Origin of the sequence: Pseudoselenomonas ruminantium (assembly GCF_900104055.1) — a bacterium.
Taxonomy (GTDB): domain Bacteria; phylum Bacillota; class Negativicutes; order Selenomonadales; family Selenomonadaceae; genus Selenomonas_A; species Selenomonas_A ruminantium_C.
Map to the genome: position 1 here is coordinate 1 of NZ_FNJQ01000028.1, position 24688 is coordinate 24688.

The following is a 24688-nucleotide window of genomic DNA, read 5'->3' on the forward strand; positions in this document are numbered from 1 at the left end:
GTGCCCACCATGTGCCTTTGCGCTTTTGGTTGAGTTTTTCGGCTCTGTCGGTCAGGCGGCCTGTTTCATCATAGAGGTATTTTATCAGCTGGGTTTCTTCTGCATTGACCTTGCGCTCCTCACTGGTTCGTTTTCCTATGCTGTTGTAGGTGTATTTGACCTCTGCGCCTAAATTGTCTGTAACCCGGATAAGCCTATTCTGCTTATCATAGGTGTTGCAGATTGTGCGTGTCAGACCGCTGGCACTGGTTTCGCTTTGCAGGGTAAGCCATGTTTTTTCTTCGGTGATATTGTTATGAACATCATACGTCCAGCACCGCAGGCTGTACTGGATCGCACCATCTTTTTCGGAAACGGCCTTACGCTCCTCCAGCTTGTTGCCCACCAAGTCATAGCGATAGGTGGTGGCATAGACCATGCCCTCACGGCTGGCTTCAAGCTGGCCTGCATCCTGATGATAGATACAGCGGCCTTTGGCATCATAGCGGGAGACTTCCAGCAGGTCGCCAGCTTCATTTGTCACGGAAGTACGGCGATTGCCTGCGTCATAAGTGTAGGTCGTTCCTGCGCCATCATCGGTTGACGGATCATAATGGTTCGGCGTTACCTTCTTGATGAGATTCCCCTCTGCATCATAGAAAGAGCGCTCCACGCCGCCGTCCGGGTAATGGGTACGAATTTTGCGGCCATCAGCATCGTAATCATAAGAAATGCCCTCACCGGTTTCTGCCTCTGGGTGAATTTCTTTGGTTAGGCGGCTTTCGCCGTCGTATTCCTTTGCATAAACTATGCCCAATGGGCTTTCCGTGTGGATGGGATTGTCCATGCCGTCATAGGCATAACGCCAGTAACGAGACTGCTCCTCGCTGGCATTTTCCTTAGGGCTGCATTCCCGGCGCAGATTGCCCATCAGATCAAATTCTGCCGTATAAGAGTTCCCCAACGCATCGGTATCGCTGACGATATGGTCAAGGCTGTCATAGCCGAAACTGCGCTCACCGAATTCGCTAGCAATTATGCTCAAACGATTTGCGTCATCATACTCATAGCGGAATTCATCCCCACAGGGAGTGCGCATAGCACAGGGAACAGGGGAATCCTCCTTATACCAGTAGCGCGTTTCCTGACCATTTACGGTCTTACGAAGCATACGCCCCTGATAATCGTATTCGTAGGCTTCCACCTGCCACTTGCCTTCGGACTGTTTCGTTTTCTTTTCCCTGAGCCAGCCTTCCTTGGTGTAATTATAGCATATCTCACCGCCAAGATTGTCCTGTGTACGAATGCGTTGTCCCTGTTTATCATAGGTATGAGTGGTGATTAAGCCATCCGGTTTTATTTCCTGCAAAAGTTGGCCTTGGGCGTTGAATTCCCAACGCGTCTCACGCCCTAGGCGGTCTTTTTGATAGACCTGATTTTCCCATTTATCATAGCCACGTTCTTCCACTGTACCATCGGGATAGGTGATAGAATCCACAAGCTTCTGCCGGGTATAATGCACGGTCATTCGCTGGCCGGTATGTATTTCTGTGTAGATATTGATTCGATTCTGCGGATCATAAAACAGAAGATATTCTCCACCATTAATCATATCCTGCCGAATAATACGACAATCTCGATCATAGGTATTCTTTACATATGTCTTCCCATTAAGATCCCGGACAGACAGAATCAGTCCATTTTCATCATAGGTGTATTGGAAATTCCCTCCGTTCGGATATGTAACCTTGGTCAGCAAATCGCCATCATATGTATAACGCAGCACACGACCAAGCGGATCTGTGATGGAGCTGATCTTATCGTTATCGTAGGTAAAACGAATCTCCTGACCGCAGGAAAGGGTGATATGCTGGATAAACTTCCCCTGATAGGTAAGTTTTACTGGCCGCTGGTTATTCTGCTGAATGGAAATCAGCTTGCCCTCCGAATCAAAGGTATAGCATTTTCGTTCAGCAGGAAGTATAATCTGGTAGCCCGTTTTATCCTCACGGAGCTTCAAAGCTTCACTGCCGCCACGCTGGTTTTGCCATGTGCCATCTTCCTGTAGCTGGAATTTTTCCAGATGCAGGTCAGGCATCAGAAGCGTAATCCGGTTATTATCGCGGGAAAGGCACATCCCTACATTTATCAGCCAGCGGCGGCCAAGGTGCTGGTCTTTATTTTCATAGAGGGATTCATAACAGCGGGTAAGGACAAAGTATTCACCTAAATCTTTAAACGCCAAATCTGTTATATCAAGAATAAAACTCCCCGTTACTAAGTCTACAGGATCTGCAACCTTATCTTTAAATTTTCCCCATCCTCCTTTGACCATTTCTTTCATACGTTGCGTACCATTTTTAACCGTTTGAATAGCTTTTTCTGTTCTTCCTGCAAGCTTTTCTCCTATTCTGGAAATATCATCAATATGTGGCACCGCCTCTTTGGCTGCTTTAAGCACATCATCAGCAGCCCGGCTCACACGTTTTCCCGCTTTAAGTGCTACCTCTGCAGCTCCTGTCATTACATGTTCGATACTTTTGACAATGCCTTTAATCTTCTTGTCGATTTTAGCCATTACTTCAGCGGCTTTAATCAGTCCCTCACCGGCTTTGACTGCAACTTTTCCCACCTTTCCTAATTTCTCAGCAGCCTTTAGCCCCTTTGCACCAGTCTTCAATCCTTTTGCTACATTCCCCGGTCCGGGAATCGCGCAGAAAACATCCAAAGCGGCCATTCCCCAGTCGCCATTTTTGGCATCCTGATAGGCATCATAAAGACTCATGACATTCCCAACCACCGGAATCATTTCCGCTCCAGCCCAAAGCAATTCCTTGCCTACATCCACAGCAAGCTGTTCTGCTTCTTCTGCATCCATATGGTCAACAGCAATTTCATGCGTTCCTTTGATATAGCCGCTTTCTTCAAAAACCGGCGTTTCAATCTGTATATTGCCTTCCTTACTGATATCAATAGAACTTGCTCCCACCACCAGCGTCAGACCGTCTTTGCCTGTTGCCTGTATAAAACCGCTGGCAGGAGTTTCGCCTGCCGCTGGTTTTGCTTCTGCTTGTGCATGGGTTGTGCCGGTAGCTGCATCACAGACTTTCGCCTGTTCGGAGGCAACCACGGGCTCTGCGGGGGCACTACCGGATTTCAACTCGCCAACATCGGAACCAATTTCTGCATCACTGCCCATATCAACGGGAATATTGGCTCCACCATGTGCGGTATAATCGGACATTCCCTTTTCATAGTCAGCAGCAGGCTGTCCATGCTGTTCCGGTGTTTTGCTTTGCGCCGCCTGTATTTCTATGTCCTTATCGGCTTCAAAGATAATATCCTGCGTGGAATGAATGCTGATTCCTGCATCATCGCTCATGCTGATAATGGAACTATTGCACCCCTGCCGTCCTGCCAGCAATATCACACTTCCCGGCTGAAACTGCAACAGATTATTGGTACTGGTCAGGGAGCGATTCTCCGGCGTATCATAGTCGCTGTTACCATCCGTAGATGCGCGGTGGCTGCCCTGCGCCATCTTCTTGCCGTTTTCTTCCTGATAGACAAACACCTTGTCTCCTACATCCGGCATGGAGTACATATAGTTGTTGACAATATTCTCATAGGGAATCCAGCAGGCTTCTCTTTCATCCTGACTCTTATCCACATCAAAATGCACTTTGACATTGGTGCCATCCACGGCAAGAATTTTTCCACCCAGATATTTACCACGATTCCTATCCTGCAATTCTGCCAATGCAGATACCCGGCAACCTTCTTTATTGACCAGCTCCAAATGGTTTACCAGCAATCCGTCACGAGATTCAATATGGCTGCTCATAATAATCTGGTCGCGTTCGCCATTTTTTATCCCATAGCCCACGCCCAGAGAAATGTCTGGCGAATCGATAACCGTATTCGTATATTCACAGGGCAAGGCCCGGTGTACGGTATTATTTTCCTGTGCCAGCAGGCATTTTTCCAGCTGAACCTGCTGCCCCAGAACAATATCTTCGGCAGCAATTTTCCTCTGCCGAAAGGGAATATAGCCTAAACTAAGACGGATTCCCTTGCTTTTGGCATCAGCAAAGGTATAACGCCCGGTGCTCTCTGCCAAACGGCATAGAAATTCCCAATCCGTCTGTTCTTCCTGATAGACCAGACGGGAAACTGTTTCATCCTGCTGAACTAATACTTCTGCCTGATAGGGCTGCGCAATACTGTTCGCCATATCTGCTAAAGTCTTGCTTTCTGACTGGAAAGTTCGTGATTTTTTCCCAATATCCAATAAATAAGATTGCGAATACAATACCATCTGCAAGCGTTTTTCTTCTGCCTGACTGGTCAGCTGGCAGCTGACAACTACACCATTAAAAATTACTTTATCGTCAGTAGATACCATGATACACTGCTGTTCCAGCCGCAATATATCCTGTTCCGAAAATGACTTATCAACGCTGAGAAGCAGTACGCATTTCCCGTGATTTCCTGCTTTCTCAATAATTTCCAGTTCTTCAATCTTCCGATATGCAATGCCCGAAAGCCTAACCCGCCCTAGCGGAGTCTGCTCCATAGAATACCTTCTTTCTTAATTGACAGCAGGAATTATTCATAATATATTACTGGCTTCTTTTCTATAAACAAGCCATTCTGTCGTATTATTTTTAAATATTTTATGATTGACCGAATAGAATATCCCTTTATAAACACAATATACATATAGTAATCATATCCAAAATGCACCTCAACATTTTCGTTTATTAACTTACACCATACTTTTTCTCTGAGAATTGCTCTTACTAATTCTTCTATCTTATCTCTGGTAATTTCATCATCATCTTGCCATCTATCTATGTTTTTGTCGATCGGCTCCAGCCCCTCTATATGCAAGATTAACGAAGGATATATTTCATATAAATTCTTTATCACATTTAAATACCCATTCTCCACGGCTAGATACTGCTCTTCAGTAAATACCTCTCCTTCAAAGCATTTACCTATGTCATAATAGGATATCCATTCACTTTTTTTATAAGCTCCATTTTTATCTCTAAAAATCGGATTATACTTTGATACTCTTATACTAATCACACTAATCTCCTATCCTATTCAAATGCTTGTCATATGTTCCTTTTCGTGAAGTCCTATTTTTCAAAGCATCTACGGATTTTGCCATTTTCCAAAATCCACCATTATGCCTATTAACATCTGGTGTTATAAAATTATGTCCCTTTTTATAAATAGGCTGACCATGCGAGCGTTCACCAATTCGTTCATACCCTAATTCCTTTGCTGCTTTATCATAATCTTTTGATGAGCCACTGCGTTTGTCATTCAATGCGCCCTTTTTCATTGAATTTTCATTTACACTATTAGATGGTTGTTTTAATGATTGGCTATCTTCATCCATACCTTCATCAGAATATGCTTCCTGCTCTTTCATTTTCGCCTGCACATCAGCCGGCGGACCACAGAAGGTAATCACACCACCATGCATGCACATCAATTCACTTTGTTCGGTCAAGGCTGGTGCACCCTCAATCAGGTGTTTATTGGCAGTTTTGAGCCATACTTTCGGTGTTTTTGGCTTACAAACGCCGATTCGTTGGCAGAAACGATATCCATGTATATTCCTCTCCGGACCTTCATATTTATGGTCATTTGCATTAAGCAGCGGCTGCCCTGTTGTCATAGCAGTCACGCCATGATCAACGGGCAGATTGATATATTCCTCGCGGGAACCAAAGGAACATTGGGTAAAGTGGTAGCATGTCATATATTCATCAGCCATTTCATCACCTGATTTCTACAGAAGTAATCTGAACACCAGTCTGCCCCTTCCATAGCATTGCTTCTACGGCTGTAAGCGAGGCAAACCAAAGCTGACCTCCAGCCAGCGTGATATGCAGGAAATTTTTCTCTGCAAGTTTTTCTCTGCGCAGAACAGGCTCTACTGCCCGACCTAGTTCTATCTTCGTTTGGTCATGCAAAGCATCTTCCTCCGAAGGCAGAAACGGAACCCAGTAAAGTGGCATCGGAGCATTTTCCCGATTATTTGCTTCAAAAAACTGTACAGCCTTACCTAAAATATCCGGTTGCAGTTCCTGCCAGATTTTATACATGCTATCTTCAACCATAAAAGTCGGGTCAAATAAAAAATCTGGCTGATATAGCGGCTCCTTCATCTCATAATGGGTAACTGCATCTTCCATCTGTATAAAATGTTTTCCGCTCATAATGGCCGGATATTTACTTTGTTCCAGCTCCGTTGCCTGTATCACATGATGTAATGTTTTATCCTGTCCCAGTAAATACCAAGGCTCAATCATCGTTCACTGCCTCCTGTCCCATATGCTGAAAATCCGATGATTCCACCTGACAGCAATAGAGCGTTACATAGTCCTCTATGTCATCGCTCAAACGGGCATGACTAAGGTCACAATGGTCAAAAATACAATTCTCCCAGTGACAATCCTGCCAGCCTACACCTTTGTATATTTTTGTATCCGGCAGTTTGTCTGACTCAGGATTGCCATCACAGGATTGAAAATTACAGCCAACAAATTTACAGTCCGTAAATCTGGCACCGGCCAAACAGCAATCCGTAAAATCCACCTGATAAAACCGGCATTTCACAAAGATTGCATCCGCAAAGTTCACATCCTGCAACTGGATTGCTTCCCACTTACAGTCCCAAAAACGTGCCTCTGTCACATCCTCATGACAAATCGGCTTTGCCCGATAAACCGCCCGATAAAAATCCGTTGCTATCAGACTTTTGCCACCATGCAGATAGATATCCTGCGAAGGATTTATGGTATATATCGGTTCCTGCCAGCCACGATACTGCCCTACCATCATCTGAAACTGCGCTGACAGTCTTAAATCATGAAAGCCTCCACGCAGTACAAGGTCACCAGCCCAATAATGCCAATGACGCGAAAGAAGATACAGGACTTTTTCCATAGTTTGCGGAAAGAGACTGCAAATTGCCGCTGCTGAATAATAACGGGAAATCCAGTTGTTCTTTGCCAAGGCTTTTTCTGTAAAAGGTTTCCAAATAGCAAGCATGTCACTGGTATCCAGCCAGCTCATCAGCCAAGGCTCCTGCTGCTGCTCATCATAGAGTTCCACTTGAAATACTGGCTTATCCTGATAAAGAGAAACATATAGGAAAGAACATTGCAGATAGCGGCAATTCACGCACTGGCCTTCCTCTTTCAGCTTTGTCTGCGCCTGCGCTGCCTTGTGCAGAATATCTTCCATGGCCGCCAGCCATTTAATTTTTGACTCCTCCTCATTCACGCCCAGCCAATGATTAAAGTCCTGTAATAATTTAACTTCTGCGGCTGCATAATATTCTTTTTCATACTCATCAAGAGAAGAAAACACTTGTCCTGCTCCTTTCACGCATCAGGTAATGACTACATTTTTGGCCCCTAATACAATCTGATCGGTCTTCATCGCAATCTTGGAATCCCCAGTCTGCAACGTAAGCCCTTCCTTCGCCAGCATGGTCAGTTTCTTCTCCGCCGACAGTGTGACATTGGCATCAGAGGACACATGAATATCTTTGGACGATACGATCTTGATACCGTCGCCCTGTGTCAGGTCGATAAAGATGCTCTGGTGCTGGCACATGATGTAGATGCCCTCATCGGTCAGCAGTATCTCCTTGCCGCCGGGGGCTTTGAAGCTTTTATTTCTCGTGCTCTCCGGGGGGGATGAGTTGATGGAGCTGGCGGCAAAGCCGTCCGTTTCATTCTTCGAAGGGAACATGATGCGCACATAGTCATCTTTTTCCGGCATGACATACCAGCCGCTGCCGTCACTGCTGGAATACGCCGTAGAATAGGGGAACCACCAGTCGCCGCTACTGTCGTATTCCGAATCGATTTCAAAGAGATGCGCCTGAATCTGATCCCTTTTTACGGCCTTGACCTGCGCTTTCAACACTCGGCCTGCGCAGTTGGTATTCTTTTGCAGCGGCGCTACGAAGCCTTTTTCCCCAGTCAGTGCATAGGTCATCTGCATCAGGCCGTCCACCAGTTTGGCTTCCACTTTGCGAACAACATATTCTTCGCCATTCAATTTGACTTTGTCGCCAATCTGGGCATAGTCATAGGACTGCACGGAAATATCGGCAAAGTCCTGCCGCATCGCCTCGTTCCCTTCTGCCAGATAGTTTTGGCTGACACGCTGGAAATTCTTTTCCGAGCGACCATAGCTGATGGCTGCCGCTGTAAGTTCCAAAGTTCTGCGTGCGTCCGGGACGCCGAAGTAAATCAAGGGTTTGGTTGCGGTGATATCGGAAATCACGGGTACATTGAAGCGGGAGGCCATACGCTTGGTGAATTCCCAATTGGTTTCATCCATCTGCAAGATCAGCCCGCCAATCGCCTGGTCACTGCCCGTCACCTGCAGGGTTCCGCTATCGCCATAGGCCTGCTGCAAAATATCGCCATAGCTTTTGCCCGTGTTCTGGTAACTGCAGGAACATTTACGGATATCCAGCAGATAACTGGCATCTTTGGCCTCGATAATCAGGCGGCTGTAGTCAGCCTGCTGCTGAATCTGCATGCTGGTCACATAGCCGGAAAAATAAGTCACAGCCTGTCCGCCGCTTGTGCCAATCACGATATCCTGCATGGTATCAGCCCGCTGGATATATTCCTGCGCACGAGCGGTCGGAAGTTCTCCCACCACATGGGCGGCAGCATGTTCATTCGGCTCCTGCTGAATCTCAACCTCCAGTATCTTCTGGAAGTCAATTCCTTTGATTTCAATATTATTATGCTGGGTACTCACTTGACCGCCCCTTCTTCCTTCTTCGTCAGGTCACAGTAAGAAGCCATGATTTCTTCGGCCAGCGGCACCATCCATTCGCTGTCTGCCAGCGAGAAATGCAAGCTCCCTACCAGCATCCGGTTCTCCAGCGAACCCAAAAACATGATCTGATAGACCTTCTCCAGCAGGGTTTCATGGACATATTCCAGCACGCCCAAAGGCGCATTCTGGGCCTGCATGATTTTGGCGGATAGCAGCTGGGCATTATGGGCACTGTAGGGGAATACCTTCTTCATGATATTCATGGCAAAATCCAGCTGATTTTCTGTTATTTTTGTCTCGGCCTGCTTGAGTCCCAGAACGAAACAGCCCTGCTCGTTGCTGTAAAGACACCCCGGCGTATCGCTTACCGCATAGATTTTTCGCCGGGTGGCTTCATCCAGCAGCGCAAAATCCTCGGGTATCACGATAGATACTTTCCCCTCCAGCAGTTCCTGCCGGGTAAAGACCGTCCTTTTGTCATGCAGCATAACAAAGGGATCATATATGGATTGCTTTTTTTCTTCACTCATCGTCAAAATCTCCTAAAACAGCGCGATTTTATCCTTCATGGTTCCGTCCAGGCCGATAATACCGAAATGCACCTGCCAGAACACCCGGACGGAAAAGTCCAGCGGCAGGAACAAGCGGCAGAACAGCTGCCACTCCGCCTCCCGTGCCTGCAATTTTGGCTCGTCCAAATAAGCATACAGCTCGTTAGGTGTCAGCCGGCTTTGGTAGAGGATTCCCTTGGGGAACAGACGACGAAAGGCGTGGCTGAAGCCCTGCAGGCTGGAACCACATTTCATGGTATGCAGAAGTTCTTCGGCCACAGCCAGCTGCCCTTCCCGGTCCAAATCCCGAACTACCGCAGCCGCCTCTTTGCCGAATACACCATCCAGAAGTTCCTGCCGCAGTTTCCGCACATAGCATTCCTGCCGGGTGATGCCATGATGCAGGTCAATTTCACAGAGGATATGCATGATGCAGTCAAAGGCTTTTTGAATGAATTCTTCCTTATCTTTCTCCAGCAGATAGCGCACATCCGGATGCAGCAGATATTGGAAGATGGCACTGAAGCGGTAAAGGGCATTGACCGGCACAGCATCTTCGCCGATTCCCCTGCGGTTCAGATAGTCAAAAGCCAGCTCATAGTATGGACTGCCTTTCTCGGCCGGCGTGTAGTGCATAGCCTCTTTTTTCAGCCCCTGTTCTGCTGCTCTCAAAGCAGCATCCCAAATAAAGTTCATCAGACCAGCCTCCCTGCGCAGGTATATTCCGGAAAATAATGCTGCAGGCTCGTGGTCAGGAAACTGATGACATCCAGATTCCGGTAATCCTCCTGTTTTGCCCGGAAGTCCAGTTCCAATGTGTACGCACGGCTGCCCGTGCGGAATTCATAGTCAATGAAAGCGTCCGTGGAATAGGTTGCCGGCTGCCCTGCAGTTTTCCGCAGCCGCATATCGGCCAGTTCAAGATCCTGCATGCAGGCAAAGGAACGCAGGAAACGCTCGATTTCCCCCCGCGTCTTGATGCGCTGGCCAAAAGCTGCCACCAGATTCCGCGCAAAGCTCTCATCATGCTGATTGCCATACACCCGATAACCGTATTTTTCCTGACTCTTCACCGGATATAACCGCAGCATCTCCCAATCCTCAGCCTCCTGCCGGTCACAGGTAATGATCATCTCGCCGCCCTGCCAGCGCACATTGCGCACTTCGGCAGCAGAGCCAGCGAGCAGATATTTGCAGCCTGCAGGCAGTTGGCTGGCATACAGGCGATGCTCATAGGAAGTCCGATCCATGCAGGGTTCCGGGTAGCAGCTCGTATGCGCCTGCCAGGGGCGGATGTTCCAAAGCGGCACCATATCCTCATAGATGCGGTCAGCAAACTCCGCATAGTCAAGCATCACCCGTTCGATGGGCATATCATCTTCCCAGCCCTCCAGTGAGGTAATCCAGACCTCGGCAAATTTATAGAGATAGGGCGTCAGTACACTGCGCCAGGGAAGTGCATTCTGACCAGTCACATCATAGAGCGCTTCCACCTGTTTCCGATAACGCAGGCAGGGACGCAGTTCAAAGGTAGCCGCCACCTCGCTATAGGCACTCTTGACCGTACCGGAAAACTGCCGCTTCTCCCGCAACAGTTTTTCCAGTTCATTGGTTTCCCCGGCAAAGAACACCGGAAACAAAGCATATCCCTCACCAGCCTGCAGATGCCGCAGGATATCGGCTGCCGGGATCTCTTTCTGCTGCAGGTCAGCAGCATCCATGGGGAAAAACTCCCTGTCCGTCTGATCATAATCTTTCCGGGAGCAAAGCCCTGTCATGATATCCGGCATCTCGGCGGGAGCTTTCACCTCTGCCAGCATCCGCTGCTCCAACCCGTGATACTCTGCATACATATGCTGATACAGCTGGGTAAACATATCCCCAATGATGTTCCGGAAAAGGTCCCGGTTCTCCAATCCTTTGATTTCCATGGCCTGCCGTTCTACATAGCCAGCCAGATCAAATTCATCTGTAAAAATGCCCATACCTTATCTCCCTCAATCTACCAATACTTCCCTGCGCCGTCTGCGTTCCCGGCGGCACTCCCGCAAGCCTGCGGGGCGGATCTCATCCAATACGCGGGTAAGCCCGTCAAACAGGCTGGCATTATTCCATTCCTGTTCTTCCTGCTGCAGACGCTGACAGATATAAAAACCGATTGCCTCTGCTGACATAGGTTGACCAGTCAGTGCGGTCAGGCAGAATTGACGGTCAAATTCCGTAAGCGTAAACTTGCTGGCCTCCCGCGCAAAAGCCTGCGTAATATCTGGCGACAGAGTACTCTTTCCCACCGCCGCATAGGGCGCATAGATGTTATTGACCGTATCAAACTCCGTTGTCCGGTCAAAAAAATCCACATAATTGACACGCAGGATGGAGCCCCTTTTCAGCTTGAAGCGGCAAAGTTCCATTTCGTCAGGTGTCAAGGTCAGATCATTGGTCAGGTCCAGATCCAGTTCATAAACCATGGCCCCCTGCTGCTCCGTTGGTGCGGCAAACCTCAGCTTCAGGATGGCATATTCATCCGTAGGACGATAGGCAATGGTCATCGGCTCCTGCAGGTAATAGATAAAGCCCGCATGCTTGATCAGCCCCGGCTGCACCGTAATCGTCTCTTTGGTAGTCATCATGCGGCAGCCACTGATGATGCCATCGCTATAATCCTGATACAATAAAGGCAACGTATCAAAAGCCCTGTCCCGGACATCGCAAAGCATACTTTGCCTTAGGATATGCAAGGCCTCAAACTTCGGAATCCGCTGCTGATTATCACGCATATTGTTCACTCTCCCACAATCACACTTTCGCCACCGAAAGTAATCTGTTTTTCCGTTAATTTGACATGTGACGTTCCACTCTGCAGCAAAACCTGCATTTCAAATCCCTTTTTTGTACAGTAATTTTTAATACAGTATAAATATTATTTTTGCAAATATTCTTGACGATCACGATAACAAAGCATCACAATATTATACAAATACTGGCATGCATCAACTTCTCTTTTAAAAATCTTCATCCCTGTTTTCGTCCCTCTCTCACTACAATATACTTGCCATTTTTGTCCTTTTCTCTCTATACACATCATTTCATTAGGATTCCACCCATTTAAACTATACATATCTGTTGGTACATTTTGCTCATCAAGCTTTTTCTTCAATTCTTTTAGATTCATTTTCATTACCTTAATCATTCAACTTAACATTTCAAAAAATCATTTCAGCAAACAATAAAATAAGGATTTTCCTATTTAATTTCTCTTATTATCGCTTCACTAAGTAATTCATTTATTGGTTTTTCTAGTTTAAATTGTATTCCACCGCCAGGTTGATCAAACCATGGCGCAATGATACTACCCTCGCTACGGACAGGTTTACAAACTTCATACAAATGGTATTATTCCTAATTGTGGGCTTGTTTTAGGTGTGCGAAGTTTGAGATATTTTCGTTCTTCTTCGTTCATATCAAACACCTCTATGATTATCGTCAATACAACTCAACTCCTAATACATATCCCATGCCTGCCCGCCTTGGTTTCTATATATATTTTTTCTATACGATAATAGGGCAAGCCTTCGACCTCGAGCTGTCCCAGTGTAACCTGTTCCATTTATCCTCCTCAAAATGTCCATCTTTATATCACGATTCTCTTTTCCGTATCCACCATACTGTACAACTTGATTAGCTTCGATCATATTCAGGCAAAATCATTCATGCTCTATTGAATACACTGGGATGAATGGTGATAAATATAGTCTTGCATAACAATTTCCTTGTTCCAAAGAATCAGGATTATGCATAACCTTAATAATTTTCATTCCTATATAATAGGAAAGCGCCACACTATACGACATAATCCATGGTAAAATCTGCCAAACCAACTTATATGCAACACAAACGAAAACACCAAAATAAATACTATATTTGCAAATTATATTCAACGGAACTAACTCATGTGGGAAGCTATTCCAAAAGCCTTTTTTATTATTCAACGAAACCACCTAAGCTTTATTGTTTTAATGGATTTTTCAACTATATCCTTGCTCGTTTCATTTTCTTCGCAAGCAAGACATAAAGATAAATATGCTAAGAACTACCCATAAGCACCAATCGTCAGGTGTGCTCATTATCTCAATAACGGTTCTTATAATTAATATGTATATAATGTATATTGATTTCATAACTTATATTCTGTCCATGAGTATAATCTAGTTATTGTAAGATTTACAAATATACAAATTGTATTTTTTATTTTCATTATGAATTGAAATCTTCCATCCACCTCTAGCAAAAGCAATCCCATCTCCTCCCAAATCATCTACTTGATACCATCCAGCCAGAGGCAACCTTTCTATATAAAACTCCCTTATTCGCGTATTGGACAAATCAGTGCAATAATCTATATCCAACGAAACAAAATGTCTTTTCCTTATTATTTCTTTTTTCCCTAACTCGTCAGTTTTTTCTGGAACCGGCAGCTCTTCATAAATCTCATACATTTCTTTAGGATCCTTCTCAAAATCATCACCATGATACATAAAATTCATGGTAACATCATACAATGATAACAATACTCCTATAATAACAATATAATGCAAAATTCTCTTCATCAACAGACCACCTTCTAGTTAAGAATATATATTAAATATTCGTTTTGTTTCACGAAAACCTACTGACACCCCTACCCCTGTAGTTACACCCACTTCAGTAGATATTGGTGCATTATTCCAAGATGAAACTCCTACTTGCCCTCCCGCTGCAATGTTAACGCCAGCCGATTCGCCTGCTATAGAGTTAACATAATCATCAACATTATTTTTTCTTCCATTATAATTTCCATAACCAGCACTAATCTGTTCTGAAGCAAACTTTCCAAAATCCAAACTAGTCTCAGAGAATCTATAAACATTCCCCATTTTGTCCACGATAAGGCCAAATCCATCAACAGAACAATAATAGTAATCCTGATCCATATCTTTTGGATTAGGTAATATCCCTTTATTTATTAACTGTTCCATTTATCCTCCTGTCATATTGTCAATCATCTTTTTTAGATTCTTTTTTTCGTACCCACCATGCTGCACAACTTGCAAAAAACAAAGTAACCCATGTGAGTAAGTCATCCGGCGTGCTGATGATATCGATAACCAATCTTGCAATAACCAAATACAACAAATATAAAAATTTCATTAACTTCTCCACTTAAATTTCACATTATGTTCTAAATAGTTAACATCAGTCAGCTACTCCATAAAATTTAAAAATCTCTAAACTATAATTTTCTTCGCCTTTGTTAACTGCGATTTTCCAATCATCTTTTTTAAATAAAACTCCAATTCCTCCTTTATATTCTATTTGTTTCCATCCCCGTTTTGTGAATTGTTCTACATAAAAATTCATAATCTGTTCATTTGATAGTTCTGTATAATAATAAACCTTCAAAAACACAGACGACCTCGGTCTTGATTTATCTTTCTTTTTTACTTCTTTGGTACATTCTGGAATAGGAAGATCTTCATATATCTCTAATATTATTTGAGGATCTTTTTGAAATGCATCTCCATTTACTTTATAATTCATAGCTGTATACAATAGAGATAATGTCGAACAAAAGCAAATAAACGCCATAGTTATTTTTTTCATAACACCACACCTCATAATTGGTACATATTAATCATCAAATACATTAAACAAATATATAGTATTTCTTTCACTTACTGAGCAACCAACTCCAGATGTGATTCCAACATCTCTCGCGACAGGAGAATTAGCCCCCTTTGACACTCCAAATTGTACCCCCATATCTATATTAAATCCAGCAGATTCACCTTTTATAGCATCTCTATATTCCCCACTATTTTCTTTATCATCTGAATAAAAATCACCAAACCCTACACTACCCTGTACAGGAGTAGATACACCTAATCCTCCCCCTAATTCAGAATAAAAGTATACATTACCCATTTTATCTATAATCATCCCATCAGTTTGATCTATACTTGCTAATTCCCCATAAGAAAGCCCCAATGATACATAATAATAATCATGCTCCATATCCTCAAATTGTGGTATTTTTCCTTCTGCTATCATTTGACGAACTTTTTCCTTGGTAATACTATTTTTTATAGCCTCTCTTTTCTTTTGTAAAGAATCTAATTTTTCCATTATGTTATTCGTTACTTGCTCCCCAACAGTCTGTGGCGCATCTGTATCTCCAGGCTTAGGCGGGGCACAAAAACGAATTATACCTCCAAATTTACACTCTAAAAAACTATCTTTCGTCAGTACTGGAGCCCCTTCAATGACAAAATGCTTATCCACATTACGCCAAGCCTCTTCTGTCTGCGCATGGCAAACACATTTTACTCGCGGCCTTACGAATCTATTCTCATTTTGCTGGGCGCTATTGATCATTTTAGTCAATTTATTGTTGTCATCGCAAAAAGCACTGCACATGCCATATCCCAAAATATTATCCTGCCATTTATGGTCATTGGCATTCAGTACGGCTTTTCCTGTTTTTCTGGATAATACACCATGGTCGTTTATCATATTGATCTGATTCTTCATGCTTCCATATTGGCACTTTGTATAATCACTCATCATGGTCATGTATTCCTTAGCGCCCATAATATCAATCTCCCTTCGCTGTATTATCCTTATATGACAGGGCAATCTGTTTCGCTATCTCCCGAAAATTCCGCTGGGCATAGGTAAAGCTGATAGATCCTGTAACCGCCTCACTGCCAAGGCCGCTGGAAAACAGGCAGTTATACATGCGTTCTGTTACCGTTTCATTCGTATATTCCAGCCAAACAAGCGATTGCTCTTTTCCCTCAAGTATTTCTGCCGCATGGATTTCCTTTATACTCCTTTATTTCGTCCCATCAAAGAAGCTATTCATCCAGCCGTCATTTTCAAAGCTTTGGAATTTTTCTTTGCCCAGCATCAGTGTCTCGCCTTCGCGGTAGACGGGGACAATCATAAAGCCCCATTCTTTTGGCTCGGACCAGATGAAGAATTTGGCCTCGCGATGGATGATGGTATCGGTATCGTCCTGCGGGATATGGTCGCCATAGATGGCTTCGATCTCTTCCTGCGTTTTGGGTTCGAATTCATCCTGCGTGCAGGTATAGGTGAAGTTATAGCGATTATTTCCGTCCTGGTCTTTGAGGTAAAGCATCAGCGTCAGATTATCCATATTGCGGGAGAGTTCGCCGTGACTGAGCCTGCGGCTGCCGTCAATCAGGTCAATCTCCTCACCATTATGGGTAAAGCCCGTGAGTCTGTATGGGAGTTTTGGCGGCTGGCTGATGATATGGACATCTGCATAGCCGTATTTCTTGTCCCGCAGGTATTTCAGGGCACCGTCTATGCAGGTCATCTTGAGTTCCCGGCAGTCGGAGCTGTCACCGGATTTGCGTTTGGACTTGATGACTCTTCCCGGCACGAATTCCTTGAGCGAATCGCGGAACAAGTCAATCTTGCAGGATTGACCGGTCAATTTGATGATGTTGTAATCTTCGATATCCCCAGTTTCATAAAGCGGCTCCAAAAAACGCTGAATCACGCCATAGATATCCGGTGTCAGCAACAGATTGACGTCAAAGATACTGAATACGATATCGCTAAGCTGCTTGATGGTCACTATGCCGCCCGCCTGATGCACGGCTAGTTTCCATTTGTCCATATGCAGGACGATAGATTCTCCGTCATCAATGGGAATTTCCCGACTAAGCTGCCAGTTGCGTCCCGGTGCTTCATGGTTGCCTTCTGCGGTCAGGATGATCTTGAGGGCGCCAGCCTTCTCGAAGAAAGCTTTTTTGACCTGCTCAGCACAATGGAACAAGAAGTAGAAGTTGTTCTTGACCTTGAAGTAATCCGTGCGGCTTTCCTTCTCCCACTCCTTGAATTTCGTCGGAATGATGGCCTCTGCCATTTCATAGGCGTTGTCGATACCACGGTACAGCGCATCGGGACCGTTTTCGTCCACACTGCGGAAGATATCCACATCAAAGCCCCGCAGCAGTTCCTTGGAACTTGTAATCTGACGCATACGCTCCCTTGTCTGTGCATCAAAGGCAGCCTTATTGCCATATACCTCATGCTGCAAGGCCCAGTTGCCATCGGACTGCTGCTGGTCATAGGTTTGCGCCAAAAGTTCCGCAATCTTGAGTTTCAAGAGCTGCATGATGCGGTAGGTCAGATTGTTACCGCCAAAATCCGTATCGCCATTTTCGTAGGCCGTTTCGATATCGATCTTGTAGGAAACCCTTTGATCATCCACCCGGAACTTACAGGAGGATAAGTCGGTGGTACCGCCGCCGCAGTCGATGATCAAGGCATGATAGAGCTGATTCTTCCGGGCTTTTTTCTGCTCGATGAGTTCACTGACCGTATTGTAAAGAACCGAAACACCTTCATCCACGGTATCATGCTCCACCGCATACTCCGGCAGGATTTCCCGGAAGAGCTTCTGGAACAGGTATTTCTGCTTGACGGGGCTGGAGATATGGATACCTTGAATGCGGCATTTCAGGCGGTTCTCCAAGGCATGGATTACATGGAGGAAAAAAGCCCGCAAGATTTCCTTGCGGGGGACAAAGGCCCGGCGTCCATGGCGGTCGGTGATTTCCTCGTCCTTTTCATAATCACTGATCCAGCGCTTCATATCGTAGAAAACGCAGAAGCCCTCATCGATATAACTGTCTGCTGCCATCTCCACCGCATCATATCCGAAAAGATACTGCGATTCTTCCTGATCTTTCAGGGACAGCACCGAAACCACGCTGGGGAGCAGATTCGTTTCGGCAAAATCATGGAGCCGGTCGTAGAAGATAGCATAGTTGATTTCATTTTCCCGAATGCCCGGCGGCGTTTCGAGCTGCTGGCTCTCGAAGTAGAGATGATCAAGATACGCCCCGGCAGCGGTATTGGAGGTGCCAAAGTCAATGGCCACTGGCAGATGAAGGGTTTTGGGTTCCCGCACCGTAAAATCCACCAACGGCACCTGCGCCGTGCGGATGTTTTCAGGGACATAGCCCGCCTCGCCACTATAGATCCGGAAAATCTGCGCGGAAGCTGATCGGTCAAAAAAAAGCAGGGTGTAGCGTTTGACTGCCGCTTCCTTGCAGGGCAGTCCGGCTTCTTTTCGCAGATAGAGATAATCCTGATTCCTGCCCTTCGGTTCCACGTTGAAGATGCCGCAGAGATTCCGCTCCCCATCGAGCACCAGTGCATTGGTGCCAATCAGCTCCGGCGTGTATTTGACCGTCAGATTGTCATAGTAATCCACAGCCAGCTGCTGCCAGATGGTGAACTTTGCACTGCACTCCGGATGAAGCGTTGGCTGCGGCTGCAGATTCGTCCGGCGCAGGGCGTTTTCCAAAGTCTGCCAGCCTTTTTCTGAATACTTGCGGATCAGGAGTTTTTCATCCGCTCCGCGGTAGCGCAGGATGGTTTCGATCAGCGCTTCCTTGTCCATGGGATTGACAATGCCGGCAATCACTTTTTCCCGTCTGGCAATATCCCGCAGCTGCACCGTAGACATGCCCAAAAGCTCCCGGCGATAATAACGCCGCGAGCCTTCACTTTTGTTGGTTTCAATTTTCCCATTGCGATTTAACGTATATCCAATCTTCCTAGCCATACCATTCTTCCCTTGCTGTTATTTTCAGTGCATGATGAAATCGTCGATATTCATCGTGCCATTTCCCGGTGCCACTACTTTTTTGGCCTGCTTTTGTGCCTGCTGGACTGCATTGCCGGCCATGGTGGTTATCTGCGCTGCCTGACCGGCCAGGGGCGAAATCTTCTCTGCCTGCTTGATCACTTCTGCCTGTGCCGCCTGTTTGGCGATTTGCCCCATGATTTGACCAGAATTTGTCACATTGCCGATATCACCGAAGCAACCGTTCTGCGGCATGGCAGCCGTGATGATATTGCCCCCCATGTCAGACATCGCACTGCCCAGCGCTCCGCCGAAGCCGCCGCCAACGGCAGCAAAAGCGCCGCCTGCACCGGTGCTGCCTGCAGTCACCTTATCTACCAGGTCCGTTTTCTGCCGGACCACCAGACGGAAGGTGCCAAAGCCCTCAGTATCCTCATAGCTTTCCTTGTAATCCACGACAAAGGCCTTGGACAGATGCACCTGCCGGAAAGTCTTACCCGCAAAGACAACGGTCAGCATCACATCCCGATAGGCCTGATCCGATTCAGCAGGAACATGGGCCCAATTGAAAAGCTTCATGGTCTCGTTGCCCTCTGCTGCAGCATAGAGCTTGCCCGTCACCACGATGGTCGAAAGACTTTTTGAAGCCCGTGCTCGTGAATCCTCCGGTGTATAAAGCTCAGTCTCCGCCGTACGGATCATATTCTCATCCAGCGAAATCGTATCTGCACCTGTTACCTGTAATCTGAAACCCATGATGGAACTCCTTTCTTATAGCGGCTGTTCATTTTGTCCTGTGCAATGCGCAGGAAAGTCTCGTATTCCTCGCCCTTCTCCTGATTGCGTTTCACGCCATGGCCATTCTTGTAGGCATCGGCCAGCAGGCGTACCGATAACGGATCATGGGGCGCTCGTTCAAAATATGTGATGGCCCTTTTCTCATCTTTGGGCAGGCCGCGCCCGGTATAATAGGCCGAACCGATATAGGCGATGGCTGCCGGATCGCCCTCTCTGGCCCCCAGCTGACTCCAACGCACGGCCTTGTCATAACTCTGCCGCACCACATCCCCGGTATGTGCCCGGCGTCCAGCCATGGCATAGAGACGGCAGAGGGGCAATGTCTTTTTCGTATAAGCCGGACTTGCATAGACCTTGGCCAGCTCTCCATTTGCCCGGGCAGCTTTCTGCTGCCAGCTGGCCGCCTGCCCGGCATCCCGGGGAACCTGCTGCCCTGTGCGGCAGGCATAGGCAACGATGAACATGGCCTCGGGATCATTCTGCTCAGCCCAGGCCTGCACCTGCTGGAAATCATATTTCCGATAAGCCTGCAAGAGTTGGGCCTGCTTCTTTTTTTCCTCCTTGCGGGCCTTCCGGGCGGCCTTGTCCTGCCGGGACATTTTCGGATGGATTGCCGGCAGATGCAGCTTACTGAACACCTGCTCAGCCGTGGCCATCTTGCCCACATCGGCAAACACCTCGGTCGAGGAGGCGCTGGCCGTCCCGGTCAGGACAAGGAAGCAGGCCATCAGGCTTGCAGCGATCAGCGGCTTCTTTGACTTCATCATGCTCCGTACCTCCCTCACTGCGCCTCACCGCCATCGATGGCTTCATCGGCGGTAATCGCAGCGATCAGGCTGTCCATCTCCGAAGCCTTCTGGCTGTTGCCGCACTGCTGATAAGCCGCCTTGGCCTGTGCCGCTGCCTGCTTGGCATTTTCGTAATCATGGGCACCATAGAGATTCTGCGCCTTGTCTTCCAGGCTTCTGGCGTTTTCCTGCTGCTCGGTCATCGCCTGCAGCTTCGCCTGTGCATTGGCCAGCTTGTCGCTGACGTTGCTGGCTTCGCCATATTCATGCAGGGCGGCATACTTCCCATAGGCACTGTTATAATAAGCCACAGCCCCGGAATAATCGCCGTTAGCCGCTGCCCGGTCACCATTGGTTTCCGCTACGGCCGCCGCGCCAAAGGCATTGGCTTTTTCCTCGGCCTTCTGCTGCATATCCTTCTGCGCATCCCCCTGTGCCTTGTGCAGGTTTTCCAGACCGCTCATGCTCTGGTCACGGCCGCCCTTATCCCCGAGCTGAGCCGCCATGCGGCGGGCTTCGAGATAAGCGGCCTCGGCGCCCTTGTAGTCGCCGGCGGAAAGCAGGCTGTCGCCCTTGCTGATGGCTGCCTGCATCAGCGCCTTGCTGGCCTCATCCTGCTTGCCCAGCTGTTTTGCCTTGGCATCATAGAGCTTGTTCAACGCCTCCAGCGCCCGCTTCTTACCCTCATCATAATGCTGCCATTCGGCCTTGTCCCGGGCCTGGAAGTAGTAATCCTCGGCCTTGTCCAGATCACCGGAGGCCAAAGCATGGTCGCCCAGCGTGATCAGATCATCCACGGAAAGATGTTCGCCAGCCTGATGGATGCGGCGGTCGATATAGTCGCTGCCGAGCATATCCGCCTGCCGGGAAAGCTCCTTGGCCGACTGGAAGCGGTCATAGGCCGTCTCAAAATCCTTGTCACGGAAGGAATCATCCCCCTGCACGATGGCATCGATGGTCTGCTGATAGGATTCCAGCTTTTCCGCTTCGCTGTTTTCCTCGAGCTTCGCAGCCTTCTGCACGCAGTCATCGCATTCTTTCTGTGCGCGTACGAAATTCTCCGCACTGCAATAGGCCAGCACCCGCCGTTCCTGCGCATACATTTCCCGCACAGCCGTCTGATGGGCATGATAGCGATAGAACAGGAAACCGCCCACCATGATGAACAGGATGGCTGCGGCAATGGCAATCCGGATGCGGCGGCGGCGTTTGCGTGCGCGTTCCGGATCGGAATAGACCTTGTTGACGAAAATCGAAGCAATGGTATAATTGCGCAGCTCCTTGGGCTGGCGGGAAAGCAGAAGTTCTTCCACATAGTCCACGGATTCCTGCGGTTCATTGGTAGCATCGACAAAGACATCATCGAGTTCCCCTTCGTCTACATTCTCCCAGATTCCCGCCGTGTAGAGGCTGATGATATCCGCATCCATCAGCTTCATCTGCGGCGAGATAAAGGGCTCGAAATCGTCCCGCTTGCCTAAGTATGAATAGAGGTTATCCCGTTCCCTGCTCCTCGCTACCGGCGTCACAGCTTTGCCCTGATCCATGAGGTCCTGCGCCAGTGACTGATCCTTGGACTGCAGTTTCATCCGTCCCTGGCGATACATGCGCAGGCGGGCATTGCCGGCCGCACCATAACGCATCTTCTCATAGTCCGTGACCACGACGACGACAGATGCCCGCAGTTTCTCCCGCGAAGCACTGGCCACCAGCCGGTCATTGGCATCCTGCAGATAGCGCTTGAGGGCCATCTTCGAGATTCCCGGCTGCTCCTGAAAACTCAGCAGGATATTCTCCACGGCCCGCTTGGCCCCGACGGATTCCTTGAAATCCGTTATCCCGGAGGCTATTACATAGCAGGCATAATCGTCAAGTTCGACGAAGGCAAAATAGTCGTTGTTCACCAGCTGGCTGCCTGCTTCAGAGGCAAAGGCTGTCCGAAAGTCGCTGTTTGATTTTCTCAAGATGGTTACTCCTTTTCTTCTTTCTTCCCTGTTTCTTCTCAACCGGCATCTGCGCCGGATCATAGGTATCATAGAGGATCACACTGGCGTTGTCCTTGTCTTCCCGGGAACTTCCCTCTACCAGCGCGATGATCTGCTGGGCTTTTTCCTGCGGCGATGCCGCCTGCCCCAGACAATCCTCGATCTGCCGCCAGGGCGCCGTCTCGGTCACACCGTCCGACAGGATGACCACAATATCCCCGGGCTGCAGTTCGATGGGTTCACTGAAAAACTCGATGTCATGAAAGCCATCCTGCCCCACGAAATTATACAAGCGCCGCTCATGCAGCAGCTTCAGGGCCTGCTCCTTGGTGATACGCCCCTGCTGATAACGATGCTGGGCTAAGATGTCAATCGTCTGCCCCTCCGTGACCGGCACCAGATCCCCATCACGGAACAAGGCAATGCGGCTGTTGCCCACCAGGGCATAGTAAAGGAGTCCCCGCTGGATGATAGCCGCAGCCAGACAGGTAGAGCCCCGCCCGTCTTCGAGCACGCTCAATATCTTGTGATTGGCCGCCTGAAACGCCTTGCGGAAATAATACTGCGGCTTGTCCTGCCCCTGACACTCCTGATAGAGATCCAGACAGGTATCAATGGCCAGCTTCGCCGCAATCTTGCCGGCCTGTCCCCGGCCATCTGCCAGCAGCAGCAAGCCGCCCTCATCCCCCAGCGCACTGCCCGTCAGGTCCTGCTGCAACTGCCGCTGACCAATAGTCGAGGCTGTGCCAATAGGATTCGACGGCAATGCTGCTGCCTTTTCAGGCACCGTTTCTACTACCGTCTGTTTTTCGGGCCAAAAGCGGACGACCAAGAGCAGTACGATAATAACGCTCAGACCGATCAGACTATATATTCCCATAGGAACCGTCGCTTTCTCCCTCGGTCTCATAACCGCCCTCATCCGGGTAACTGGACGGATCTTCCCAACGGAAATGCTCGCCACAGAAGGGCACAAAGAGGAACTTGCTCTCGCCCATCTCAATCACATCGTAGACTGAAAGCACCACCGGCGTATAAACCGCAGCCTCGTTATGGTAAACCAAGCCATTGGAATCCCCCGGCAGAAGCACCGTTTCATGTTTCTTCGGATCATAGACCAGGATTGCATGGTTGCGCCGGGAAATCTTGTTATCACCGAGAATCTGAATATCCATATCATCGGCACGGCCAATGAAGTTCTTGCCGGATTTTATCTTGTAATCCTTTCCCTGCCGCGGCCCGTCAATGCAGACCAGCCAGCCGCAGACCGGGTCGATTTTCTCCAGCATCAGCATCTCGTCCACATCGACATCACTCTGGCCGACCATGCTCGTCTCCTTGCGCTCCTGCGTCGCCGTCTCGATATTGCAATACGGACAAACCGTACCATACCGCCGCGAACTGAATAAATGCCCATTGGGGCAACGAATAAGACCACTCATTCCTCAAAACTCCTTTTTTCTAAACAAATTCAAACAATCGCTGGACGATTCAATGCGAAAATATTTACCTTCCCTCACGCTAATTCCAACTGTGTCATGCCGACGATGATGATGTCGCCGATCTCCACCTTACAGGGTTCACCGGCGGTCAGCTGGTATTTGCGACCGTCGCGGACTTTGCAGAGCTGGGTGCCGTTGCGGCTCGAGAGGTCTTCCACGTACCAATCCGCATTGGCGTAGTTGAGCACCGCATGTTCGATATCGATAAGCGGTGCGTAAGGACTCCTGGTCAGGTCGATATCCACCATGTTTTCCCGGCAGTCCCGACCGATTACAAGGCCGGTGCGGTTGAAAAGATCCCAGCTTTTCAGGATATCGCCCTTTTCGCTGAGCCAGTTGAGCTGCGTAATGCCAGCGGCAGCTACAGGTTCCGGCTCACTTTCCTCCTGCACGGGCACGATTTCCTCTGCGGGCTGGCGCAGGAAGAGGATCAGGCTGACCAAAGACCAAATAAAAAGAATAATACCTATCGCCATCAAAATCCCGGTTGCCAGTTCACTGCCTAAATCCGTCAGGAAGGCGGTCATCGCCAGCAGGATACCGGCCACACCCAAAAGGGCTGTTGTAATCTGTTTCCGATACATGA

26 protein-coding genes are annotated in these 24688 nt (G+C 47.9%); all 26 read right to left on the bottom strand.

What is annotated here, in order from left to right:
- Nucleotides 1-4555, bottom strand: a 4555-nt coding sequence (locus BLQ59_RS11525; RefSeq protein ID WP_256324666.1) for a DUF6531 domain-containing protein, incomplete at its 3' end; no start/stop codon positions are given.
- Nucleotides 4556-4587: 32 nt separating this feature from the next.
- Nucleotides 4588-5073: a hypothetical protein gene (locus tag BLQ59_RS11530; protein WP_074573034.1), complete on the bottom strand. Its 486-nt coding sequence runs from the start codon at nucleotides 5071-5073 to the stop codon at nucleotides 4588-4590.
- Nucleotide 5074: 1 nt separating this feature from the next.
- Complete coding sequence (locus tag BLQ59_RS11535; protein ID WP_074573035.1) at nucleotides 5075-5773, bottom strand: toxin C-terminal domain-containing protein; 699 nt, start codon at nucleotides 5771-5773, stop codon at nucleotides 5075-5077.
- A gap of 4 nt (nucleotides 5774-5777) precedes the next feature.
- Nucleotides 5778-6311 (bottom strand): hypothetical protein, encoded by a 534-nt coding sequence (locus BLQ59_RS11540; RefSeq protein WP_074573036.1) that lies wholly within the window; start codon nucleotides 6309-6311, stop codon nucleotides 5778-5780.
- Nucleotides 6304-7374 carry a pentapeptide repeat-containing protein gene (locus tag BLQ59_RS11545; protein WP_074573037.1) on the bottom strand — a complete coding sequence of 357 codons (1071 nt, stop codon included), beginning with the start codon at nucleotides 7372-7374 and terminating at the stop codon, nucleotides 6304-6306. Before BLQ59_RS11545 ends, BLQ59_RS11540 begins: the two co-directional genes overlap by 8 nt.
- Nucleotides 7375-7395: 21 nt before the next feature.
- Nucleotides 7396-8790: a hypothetical protein gene (locus BLQ59_RS11550; protein ID WP_074573038.1), complete on the bottom strand. Its 1395-nt coding sequence runs from the start codon at nucleotides 8788-8790 to the stop codon at nucleotides 7396-7398.
- Nucleotides 8787-9341: a hypothetical protein gene (locus BLQ59_RS11555; protein WP_074573039.1), complete on the bottom strand. Its 555-nt coding sequence runs from the start codon at nucleotides 9339-9341 to the stop codon at nucleotides 8787-8789. Before BLQ59_RS11555 ends, BLQ59_RS11550 begins: the two co-directional genes overlap by 4 nt.
- A 12-nt stretch (nucleotides 9342-9353) precedes the next feature.
- A complete protein-coding gene (locus BLQ59_RS11560; RefSeq protein WP_014423969.1) occupies nucleotides 9354-10058 on the bottom strand; it encodes a hypothetical protein in 705 nt (234 codons plus the stop codon).
- Nucleotides 10058-11347, bottom strand: a complete 1290-nt coding sequence (locus BLQ59_RS11565; RefSeq protein WP_074573040.1) for a hypothetical protein — start codon at nucleotides 11345-11347, stop codon at nucleotides 10058-10060. The genes BLQ59_RS11560 and BLQ59_RS11565 overlap by 1 nt, the downstream gene beginning before the upstream one ends.
- Before the next feature lie 12 nt (nucleotides 11348-11359).
- Nucleotides 11360-12139 carry a hypothetical protein gene (locus BLQ59_RS11570; RefSeq protein ID WP_074573041.1) on the bottom strand — a complete coding sequence of 260 codons (780 nt, stop codon included), beginning with the start codon at nucleotides 12137-12139 and terminating at the stop codon, nucleotides 11360-11362.
- A gap of 143 nt (nucleotides 12140-12282) precedes the next feature.
- On the bottom strand, nucleotides 12283-12552 hold the full coding sequence (locus tag BLQ59_RS11575) for a hypothetical protein (RefSeq protein ID WP_218122900.1): 270 nt from the start codon (nucleotides 12550-12552) through the stop codon (nucleotides 12283-12285).
- 53 nt (nucleotides 12553-12605) lie between these two features.
- Complete coding sequence (locus BLQ59_RS16550; RefSeq protein WP_081342551.1) at nucleotides 12606-12749, bottom strand: TNT domain-containing protein; 144 nt, start codon at nucleotides 12747-12749, stop codon at nucleotides 12606-12608.
- Between the two features lie 317 nt (nucleotides 12750-13066).
- Complete coding sequence (locus BLQ59_RS15795; RefSeq protein ID WP_143005350.1) at nucleotides 13067-13351, bottom strand: hypothetical protein; 285 nt, start codon at nucleotides 13349-13351, stop codon at nucleotides 13067-13069.
- A gap of 216 nt (nucleotides 13352-13567) precedes the next feature.
- Nucleotides 13568-13972, bottom strand: a complete 405-nt coding sequence (locus BLQ59_RS11585) for a hypothetical protein (protein WP_143005351.1) — start codon at nucleotides 13970-13972, stop codon at nucleotides 13568-13570.
- A 15-nt stretch (nucleotides 13973-13987) separates the two neighbouring features.
- Nucleotides 13988-14377: a hypothetical protein gene (locus BLQ59_RS11590; protein ID WP_074573042.1), complete on the bottom strand. Its 390-nt coding sequence runs from the start codon at nucleotides 14375-14377 to the stop codon at nucleotides 13988-13990.
- 19 nt (nucleotides 14378-14396) lie between these two features.
- A complete protein-coding gene (locus BLQ59_RS16055; protein ID WP_014423964.1) occupies nucleotides 14397-14549 on the bottom strand; it encodes a hypothetical protein in 153 nt (50 codons plus the stop codon).
- A 45-nt stretch (nucleotides 14550-14594) separates the two neighbouring features.
- Nucleotides 14595-15002: a hypothetical protein gene (locus tag BLQ59_RS11595; RefSeq protein WP_014423963.1), complete on the bottom strand. Its 408-nt coding sequence runs from the start codon at nucleotides 15000-15002 to the stop codon at nucleotides 14595-14597.
- Between the two features lie 27 nt (nucleotides 15003-15029).
- Nucleotides 15030-15989, bottom strand: coding sequence for a PAAR-like protein (locus BLQ59_RS11600; RefSeq protein ID WP_074573043.1), 960 nt, complete (start codon nucleotides 15987-15989; stop codon nucleotides 15030-15032).
- A gap of 4 nt (nucleotides 15990-15993) precedes the next feature.
- A complete protein-coding gene (locus BLQ59_RS16060) occupies nucleotides 15994-16137 on the bottom strand; it encodes a hypothetical protein (protein ID WP_014423960.1) in 144 nt (47 codons plus the stop codon).
- Between the two features lie 96 nt (nucleotides 16138-16233).
- Nucleotides 16234-19008 (bottom strand): Hsp70 family protein, encoded by a 2775-nt coding sequence (locus BLQ59_RS11605; protein WP_081342553.1) that lies wholly within the window; start codon nucleotides 19006-19008, stop codon nucleotides 16234-16236.
- A 24-nt stretch (nucleotides 19009-19032) separates the two neighbouring features.
- On the bottom strand, nucleotides 19033-19785 hold the full coding sequence (locus BLQ59_RS11610; RefSeq protein WP_074573044.1) for a hypothetical protein: 753 nt from the start codon (nucleotides 19783-19785) through the stop codon (nucleotides 19033-19035).
- On the bottom strand, nucleotides 19764-20594 hold the full coding sequence (locus BLQ59_RS11615; RefSeq protein ID WP_074573045.1) for a tetratricopeptide repeat protein: 831 nt from the start codon (nucleotides 20592-20594) through the stop codon (nucleotides 19764-19766). The genes BLQ59_RS11610 and BLQ59_RS11615 overlap by 22 nt, the downstream gene beginning before the upstream one ends.
- A gap of 14 nt (nucleotides 20595-20608) precedes the next feature.
- Entirely contained in the window at nucleotides 20609-22579 is a 1971-nt protein-coding gene (locus BLQ59_RS11620) for a PP2C family protein-serine/threonine phosphatase (RefSeq protein WP_074573046.1), read from the bottom strand.
- A complete protein-coding gene (locus BLQ59_RS11625; RefSeq protein ID WP_074573047.1) occupies nucleotides 22536-23480 on the bottom strand; it encodes a PP2C family protein-serine/threonine phosphatase in 945 nt (314 codons plus the stop codon). Before BLQ59_RS11625 ends, BLQ59_RS11620 begins: the two co-directional genes overlap by 44 nt.
- A complete protein-coding gene (locus tag BLQ59_RS11630) occupies nucleotides 23467-24042 on the bottom strand; it encodes an FHA domain-containing protein (protein ID WP_074573048.1) in 576 nt (191 codons plus the stop codon). The genes BLQ59_RS11625 and BLQ59_RS11630 overlap by 14 nt, the downstream gene beginning before the upstream one ends.
- A 74-nt stretch (nucleotides 24043-24116) precedes the next feature.
- Nucleotides 24117-24686, bottom strand: coding sequence for an FHA domain-containing protein (locus BLQ59_RS11635; protein WP_014423951.1), 570 nt, complete (start codon nucleotides 24684-24686; stop codon nucleotides 24117-24119).
- Between the last annotated feature and the right edge of the window lie 2 nt (nucleotides 24687-24688).

Coding starts and splice junctions, on each gene's coding strand:
- BLQ59_RS11600 (WP_074573043.1), bottom strand. CDS start 15,989: ATGGGCGCTAAGGAATACATGACCATGATGAGTGATTATACAAAGTGC.
- BLQ59_RS11555 (WP_074573039.1), bottom strand. CDS start 9,341: ATGAGTGAAGAAAAAAAGCAATCCATATATGATCCCTTTGTTATGCTG.
- BLQ59_RS11615 (WP_074573045.1), bottom strand. CDS start 20,594: ATGATGAAGTCAAAGAAGCCGCTGATCGCTGCAAGCCTGATGGCCTGC.
- BLQ59_RS11610 (WP_074573044.1), bottom strand. CDS start 19,785: ATGGGTTTCAGATTACAGGTAACAGGTGCAGATACGATTTCGCTGGAT.
- BLQ59_RS16055 (WP_014423964.1), bottom strand. CDS start 14,549: ATGAAATTTTTATATTTGTTGTATTTGGTTATTGCAAGATTGGTTATC.
- BLQ59_RS11575 (WP_218122900.1), bottom strand. CDS start 12,552: ATGATTAAGGTAATGAAAATGAATCTAAAAGAATTGAAGAAAAAGCTT.
- BLQ59_RS11560 (WP_014423969.1), bottom strand. CDS start 10,058: ATGAACTTTATTTGGGATGCTGCTTTGAGAGCAGCAGAACAGGGGCTG.
- BLQ59_RS11540 (WP_074573036.1), bottom strand. CDS start 6,311: ATGATTGAGCCTTGGTATTTACTGGGACAGGATAAAACATTACATCAT.
- BLQ59_RS11625 (WP_074573047.1), bottom strand. CDS start 23,480: ATGGGAATATATAGTCTGATCGGTCTGAGCGTTATTATCGTACTGCTC.
- BLQ59_RS11590 (WP_074573042.1), bottom strand. CDS start 14,377: ATGGAACAGTTAATAAATAAAGGGATATTACCTAATCCAAAAGATATG.
- BLQ59_RS11570 (WP_074573041.1), bottom strand. CDS start 12,139: ATGCGTGATAATCAGCAGCGGATTCCGAAGTTTGAGGCCTTGCATATC.
- BLQ59_RS11605 (WP_081342553.1), bottom strand. CDS start 19,008: ATGGCTAGGAAGATTGGATATACGTTAAATCGCAATGGGAAAATTGAA.
- BLQ59_RS11535 (WP_074573035.1), bottom strand. CDS start 5,773: ATGGCTGATGAATATATGACATGCTACCACTTTACCCAATGTTCCTTT.
- BLQ59_RS11630 (WP_074573048.1), bottom strand. CDS start 24,042: ATGAGTGGTCTTATTCGTTGCCCCAATGGGCATTTATTCAGTTCGCGG.
- BLQ59_RS11565 (WP_074573040.1), bottom strand. CDS start 11,347: ATGGGCATTTTTACAGATGAATTTGATCTGGCTGGCTATGTAGAACGG.
- BLQ59_RS11595 (WP_014423963.1), bottom strand. CDS start 15,002: ATGAAAAAAATAACTATGGCGTTTATTTGCTTTTGTTCGACATTATCT.
- BLQ59_RS16060 (WP_014423960.1), bottom strand. CDS start 16,137: ATGTATAACTGCCTGTTTTCCAGCGGCCTTGGCAGTGAGGCGGTTACA.
- BLQ59_RS11635 (WP_014423951.1), bottom strand. CDS start 24,686: ATGTATCGGAAACAGATTACAACAGCCCTTTTGGGTGTGGCCGGTATC.